This is a genomic window from Lactobacillus jensenii DSM 20557 (assembly GCF_001436455.1).
In the GTDB taxonomy this organism is placed as follows: Bacteria; Bacillota; Bacilli; order Lactobacillales; family Lactobacillaceae; genus Lactobacillus; species Lactobacillus jensenii.
Map to the genome: position 1 here is coordinate 22,267 of NZ_AYYU01000018.1, position 7,347 is coordinate 29,613.

At 36.5% G+C, this 7,347-nt stretch carries 4 protein-coding genes; all 4 read right to left on the reverse strand.

Going from position 1 to position 7,347, the window contains the following annotated elements:
- Positions 1–34: 34 nt before the first annotated feature.
- Complete coding sequence (gene uvrA / locus FC45_RS05650; protein ID WP_057706451.1) at positions 35–2,875, reverse strand: excinuclease ABC subunit UvrA; 2,841 nt, start codon at positions 2,873–2,875, stop codon at positions 35–37.
- A complete protein-coding gene (gene uvrB / locus FC45_RS05655) occupies positions 2,862–4,907 on the reverse strand; it encodes an excinuclease ABC subunit UvrB (protein ID WP_006588467.1) in 2,046 nt (681 codons plus the stop codon). Before uvrB ends, uvrA begins: the two co-directional genes overlap by 14 nt.
- A 98-nt stretch (positions 4,908–5,005) precedes the next feature.
- Positions 5,006–6,730 carry a phospho-sugar mutase gene (locus FC45_RS05660; protein ID WP_006584990.1) on the reverse strand — a complete coding sequence of 575 codons (1,725 nt, stop codon included), beginning with the start codon at positions 6,728–6,730 and terminating at the stop codon, positions 5,006–5,008.
- Between the two features lie 135 nt (positions 6,731–6,865).
- On the reverse strand, positions 6,866–7,347 hold a 482-nt coding region (locus FC45_RS05665), incomplete at its 5' end, for an NAD(P)/FAD-dependent oxidoreductase (protein WP_162257469.1).

The following is a 7,347-nucleotide window of genomic DNA, read 5'->3' on the forward strand; positions in this document are numbered from 1 at the left end:
TACAGTAAAAGTAGCAAATTTTTTCTAACTTAATTTATTTTTTTGCTTGTAATGTTCGCTCTGTATCTCTTTTTAAAACTGGCTTTAAATACTTACCAGTCCATGATTTATCACATTCAACTACGTGTTCAGGTGTGCCAGTTACAACAACCTGACCTCCACCTTCACCACCTTCTGGACCCAAATCAATTAACCAGTCAGCTGTCTTGATCACATCTAAGTTATGTTCAATTACTAAAACAGTATTGCCTTGGTCAACTAAACGCTGCAAAACAACTAACAAACGCTTAATATCATCAACATGTAAACCAGTTGTTGGTTCATCCAAAATATAGAAGTTATTACCTGTTGATAACTTTTGAAGTTCACTTGCTAATTTCATTCTTTGAGCTTCACCACCAGAAAGAGTAGTTGCTGATTGCCCTAATTTAACGTAACCTAGCCCTACATCGACAATTGTCTGTAACTTCCGATGAATCTTAGGAATCTTTTCGAAGAATTCACATGCTTCTGAAATTGTCATATCAAGTACTTGAGCAATATTTTTATCATGGTATGTAACTTCAAGAGTTTCAGAGTTATAACGACGGCCATGACAAACTTCACAAGGGACATAGACATCAGGTAAGAAATTCATTTCAATCTTGATTATTCTATCCCCATGACAGGCCTCACAGCGACCTCCCTTAACGTTAAAGGAGAATCTAGCCTTGGTATATCCGCGAATCTTAGCTTCATTAGTTTGGGCAAATAAGGCTCTAATATCATCGAAAACGCTTGTATAAGTAGCTGGGTTAGATCTTGGGGTACGACCAATTGGGCTTTGATCAATATCAATGATTTTTTCGATTTCTTTATAGCCCGTAATCTTAGCAAATTTCCCTGGCTTAGCAGAATTATGGTTAAGCTTTTGCGCTAATGCCCGTTTTAAAATGGTATTAACTAAAGTTGACTTACCTGATCCAGAAACACCTGTAACCACAACAAATTTTCCTAATGGAAAATCAACGGTAATATCTTTTAAGTTATGTTCGCAAGCTCCAGAAACAGTAATTTTCTTACCATTTCCTTTTCTTCTTTCAGTTGGTACTGGAATAAACTTTTTACCAGAAAGATATTGACCAGTTAACGAATTAGGATTAGCCATCACTTCTTCAGGTGTTCCAGCTGCCATTACCTTCCCACCAAAACTACCAGCACCAGGTCCCATATCAATTAAATAATCTGCTTGCTTCATTGTTTCATCATCGTGTTCAACAACAATTAAGGAATTGCCCAAGTCCCGCATTTTCTTCAATGAAGCAATCAGGCGATCATTGTCTCTTTGATGTAAACCAATAGAAGGTTCATCTAAAATATACATTACTCCAGATAAGTTAGAACCAATCTGGGTAGCTAAACGAATTCTCTGAGCTTCACCACCTGATAGAGTTCCAGCTGAACGTGATAAGGTCAAATAGTCTAGTCCAACATTTACCAAAAACGTTAAGCGATCAATAACTTCTTTTAAAATTGGCTTAGCAATCATATTTTCCGCTTCAGTTAATTTAACAGATTTGAAGAAAGTCGATTCTTTACCAATTGGCAAATCGCTAACTTCACTAATATCTTGGCCCATCACTTTAACAGCTAAAGCTTTTTGATTAAGACGTTTACCATGACAAACTGCACAAGTTAATTCAGTCATGTATTTACCCATTACTTCTCGCATAAACTGACTCATTGGGTGATGGTAGCGGCGATCAATATTATTCATAACCCCTTCAAAGGCTTGAGTTGTATCATTAACCCCAAAATCGCCTTCCAAGTGGAACTTAATTTTCTTGTCTGAGCCATATAAAACAAGATTCTTTTGACGTTCAGTTAATTTTTTAAATGGCTTATCCATATTAATGCGTAAACTTTGGCAAGCTTGTGTCAGCATCATTTTATAGTAGTCACTATTAGCCCAAGGAGCAATTGCCCCCTCATTTAAGGTTTTATCTTTATCAGGGACAACTAAATCTTCATCGACAGCTAATTTCATCCCCAAGCCATCACAGGCTTCACAAGCTCCAAATGGCGCATTGAATGAAAAAAGTCTTGGTTCCATTTCGCCAACAGTAAATCCACACTTAGGGCAGGCATAATCTTCAGAGAAGTTCAAAACCTGATTGCCAATAACATCAACATCCATATATCCTTCAGAAAGTCTTAGGGCAGATTCAACAGAATCAGTTAACCGACTTTTAATTCCATCTTTAACAATCAATCGGTCAACAACAATTGAAATTGAATGTTTTTTATTTTTATCCAAGTTGAATTCATCACTAACTTCATGCATTTCACCATCAACAATTAAACGCACAAACCCGGCACGAGCAACCTTCTTAAAAACTTCTTGGTACATCCCACGCTTTTGGCGAATTACAGGTGCTAAAATTTGAATTTTACTGCGTTCAGGTAATTCTAGTACCCGCTTAACCATCTGATCAACTGACTGTCTCTCAATTAAAGTTCCATCATTAGGGCAAATTGGATGGCCTACTCTCGCCCATAAGAGTCGTAAGTAATCATTAATTTCAGTAACAGTTCCGACGGTTGATCGTGGATTATGTGATGTAGTTTTTTGATCGATTGAAATAGCAGGATTTAAGCCATCAATTGAGTCAACATCTGCCTTATCCATTTGCCCTAAAAATTGCCGTGCATATGAAGATAAAGACTCAACATAACGTCTACGTCCTTCAGCATATAAAGTATCAAAAGCAAGTGAACTCTTACCAGACCCCGATAATCCAGTTACTACCACTAATTTATCTTTAGGAATTGTTAAGTCAATATCTTTTAGGTTATGTTCACGCGCTCCATGAATTTCAATTTTATCTCTTACCATTAAAATCCTTCCCCTTATGCTTTTTCGGTGTATGAACTGAATTTTGTAATTCCATGATTGCATCACGCAAATTAGCAGCTGCTTCAAAGTCTAACTTCTTAGCAGCTTCTTGCATCTGCTCAGTCAAGTTCTTAATCATGGTTTGCTTTTGCTTCTTCGTTAACTCATCAAAGTTAAGCTCAGCAAAACTTTCTTTCTCTTTTTCTTCTTTAACTGGTTTAGTGATTGAAATAACATCACGGATTGGTTTAACAATTGTCTTAGGAACAATGCCATGTTCTTTATTAAAGGCAATCTGCTTTTCACGCCGACGGCGCGTTTCATCAATAGCTATCCGCATTGAATCAGTAATCTTGTCAGCATACATAATTACTGTTCCATCACTATTTCTAGCGGCACGCCCCATCGTCTGAATCAAAGGTCTGGTTGACCGTAAGAAACCTTCTTTATCAGCATCTAAAATCGCAACTAATGATACTTCAGGGACGTCAATCCCTTCACGCAAAAGGTTAATCCCAATTAAGACGTCAAAATCACCTTTTCGCAAATCATGCAGAATCTGCATTCGTTCAAGTGTTTTAATATCTGAGTGCAAGTAACGAACCTTAATTCCAAGATCTTTTAAGTAGTCAGTTAAATCTTCAGCCATTTTCTTGGTTAAAGTAGTCACAAAAACTCTTTCATCCCGATCAATTCGCTTATTTATTTCCCCAACTAAGTCATCAATCTGACCCTGAATTGGTCTTACTTCAATCTTAGGATCAAGTAATCCAGTTGGCCGAATAATTTGTTCAACGATTTTACCTGTGCGATTAAGTTCATAATCTCCAGGAGTTGCTGAAACATAAAGGATTTGATTTACATGCTTTTCAAATTCTTCAAGTTTAAGTGGACGGTTATCTAAAGCAGATGGTAAGCGAAAACCATAATCAATTAAAGTTTCTTTTCGTTTACGGTCACCATTATACATAGCCCGAATTTCCGGCATTGTTGCATGAGATTCGTCAATTAAAATCAAAAAATCGTCTGGGAAGAAATCAAGTAAAGTATGAGGTGGCTCTCCTGCCTTTCTACCTTCAATTGGGGCAGAATAGTTTTCAATTCCATTGGTATAACCTACTTCGCTCATCATTTCCATATCATAAGTAGTTCTTTGCTTAATTCTTTGAGCCTCTAATAACTTACCTTCTCCTTCAAATTTTTTAACTTGTAAGTCCATTTCCTGACTAATTCGCTTAAGTGCCTGCTTCATTTGTTCTTCATTAGTCATAAAGTGCGTGGCTGGGAAAAGAGATACTTGGTCACGTTCACCAATTACTTCACCTGTTAAAGAATCAACTTCAACGATGCGGTCAATTTCATCACCGAAAAATTCTACACGATAAGCATGATTACTATTTCCAGCTGGGAAAATTTCTACAATATCTCCTCTAACGCGAAAACGACCACGTTGAAAGTCGATATCATTGCGATCATACTGAATATTTACCAAATCACGCAATAAGACATTACGGTCATATTCTTGACCCTCATGTAAGCTTAAAACGCTGGCAGCATATTCTCTTGGATCCCCCAAACCATAAATACAAGAAACACTGGCAACAACTACAACGTCATTACGCTCCATCAAAGCACTAGTTGCTCGGTGCCGCAATTGGTCAATTTCATCGTTAATTGAAGAATCTTTTTCGATATAAGTATCTGAACTTGGAACATATGCTTCAGGTTGATAGTAGTCATAATATGAAACAAAGTATTCAACCGCATTATTGGGGAAAAATTCTTTAAATTCACCATATAGTTGTCCCACCAGAGTTTTATTGTGAGAAATAACTAATGTCGGCTTGTTTAACTTGGCAATAATATTAGCCATTGTAAAGGTCTTCCCTGTCCCAGTAGCCCCCTGCAAAATTTGTTCTTTAGCACCAGCTTTAAAACCAGCAGTTAATTTATCAATTGCTTGGCCTTGATCACCAGCTGGCTTATATTTAGAAACTAAATCAAACTTTCGATTGGTTTGTCTTTTAATCATGAATAATCCCTCGCAAAAAAAATTGGACCTTAACAGTCCAATTTTATCATTATTCTTATTTTACTACTTCGAACACGTTTTCGCAGGTAATAAGCTTACTATTTAGTAAATTTTGCAATTGCTTCATGGTAGGCCTTGCATTTTTCTTCAGCCTTAGCGTAAGTTTCCGCATTTGTACCAACATAAGCCTTGATTACTGGTTCAGTACCTGATGGACGAAGAGCAACCCAAGTTTCATCGTCTAAGAAGTACTTAAGTACGTTTGACTTAGGGAAACCTAGCATATCTTTTTCACCAGCAGGGGTAATTTCTTTAGCTAATTCAAAGTCTTCAATTTTAATTACCTTGTGACCATTAATTTCTTGAAGTTGTTCTTTACGTAAGTTTTCCATTACCTTAGCCATCCGCTTTTGACCGTCAAGTCCTGGCATTTCGATTGCCTTAGTAATTTCACAACTTGCACCATACTTGTTCCAGATTTCTTGTAAGCCATCAAAGACTGACATATTTCTTGAAGCGTAGTATGCAGCAACTTCAAAGAACATTAATGCACCTTGCATTGCATCTTTATCACGGTTAAAGGTCTTGAATAAGAAACCATAACTTTCTTCAAAGCCCATCAAGAATTGACCATCACCAGTCTTGTGTAAACGGTCAATTTCTTCACCAATATACTTAAAACCTGTTAAAACATACTTAGTTTGAATGCCAAATGATTTTGCAATCTTGAATGGTAAAGCACTTGAAACAACACTAGTGATAATTTCATATGAAGAATCAAGTTTGCCAGAATTCTTCAAATTAGTTAATAAGTAGTTAGAAATTAAAGTAGCAATTTGGTTACCAGTTAAAACTTGGAAATCACCATTTGGAGTTCTAACAGCTGCTCCCAAACGGTCAGCATCTGGGTCAGTTGCAACAATAATGTCTGCACCAACCTTATCAGCTACCTTAACACCTTCATCAAAGACTTGACGATATTCTGGGTTAGGCTTAATTGTAGTTGGAAATTCTGGATCAATAATTGCTTGACTTGGAACTACAGTAAAGTTCTTAAAACCACCTTGTCGGAAGGCACGGTCATAAATCACCTTACCTGTACCATGAACTGGTGTGTAAACAATCTTTAACTTATCAGCTGTTTCCTTAATTAAATCATGGTTTACATTAATTGTATCTAAAGCTTCAAGGTAAGCTTCATCAACATCTTCACCAACCAATTGTAAAATCTTCTTAGCTCTTAATTCTTCGATTGGGCTTACTGGAATTGCTAATTGGTTTTCAACTTCTAAAGCAGCCTTTTCAACAACAGCTGCATGTTCAGGTGGCATTTGTCCACCATCAGCACCATAAATCTTGTAACCATTGTATTGCTTAGCATTGTGTGAAGCAGTTACCATGATTCCGGCAAAAGTTCCCAAGTGGCGAATTGCAAATGACAATTCAGGTGTTGGTCTTAAACCATCAAATAAGTAAACCTTAATGCCATGGTGACCCAAGATTTGAGCTGAGAGCTTAGCAAAATCTTCTGAATGATAACGTGAGTCAAAAGAAATTACTACACCCTTTTCTTTAGCTTCTTGACCTTCTTTTTCAATTAATTGTGCTAATCCTTCAGTTACACGTCCAACAGTAACAACATTGATACGGTTAGTACCTGGTTCAAGTAAGCCACGCATTCCTGCTGTCCCAAAGTTAATATCTGTACCAAAGGCATCATCTACCCAAGCTGGATCTTGACCTAATTCCTTTAATTGTCTTTGTAAATAATCTGGTAATTTATCAGCTTTTAACCAATTTTCGTATGCTTGTCTAGCAGTCATAAGTAACTCCTATCGTTATATAATTTCTATAATTTATTAAATAAATTAGTCTATTTTATTATACCACTTTGTATTTAGCTAAAAATACCATAGAAAAAAAAGCCTGCTATTTACAGACTTTTTTACAATCTTATTCTAATCATTCAAACTTTGAAGATAATTATAAGCTTCTTGACCTGCAATACTGCCATCACCAACAGCATTTGCAATTTGTCGTAAGTCTTTTGCACGAACATCCCCAAGGGCAAATACACCATCTATTGCAGTCTGCATTTTTTCATTAGTAATAATCCAGCCATGCTCATCAGTAATTGCCAAATCTTTAAATAAATTAGTTTGTGGTTCAACACCCACATAAATAAAGATTCCGCTCGCACTAACTTCCTTATGCTCACCTGTTTTCTTATCAAGATACTTAACAGTAGTAACTTTTTGATCATCACCACTAATTTCTTCAGTTTGAGCATTCCAAATAAAGTTCATCTTCTTATTAGCAAAGGCTCTCTTTTGTAATACAGGCTGCGCACGCAAGCTATCACGTCTGTGAATAACAGTAACAGATTTAGCAATATTGGCTAAATATAGTCCTTCTTCAATTGCTGAATCACCACCGCCAA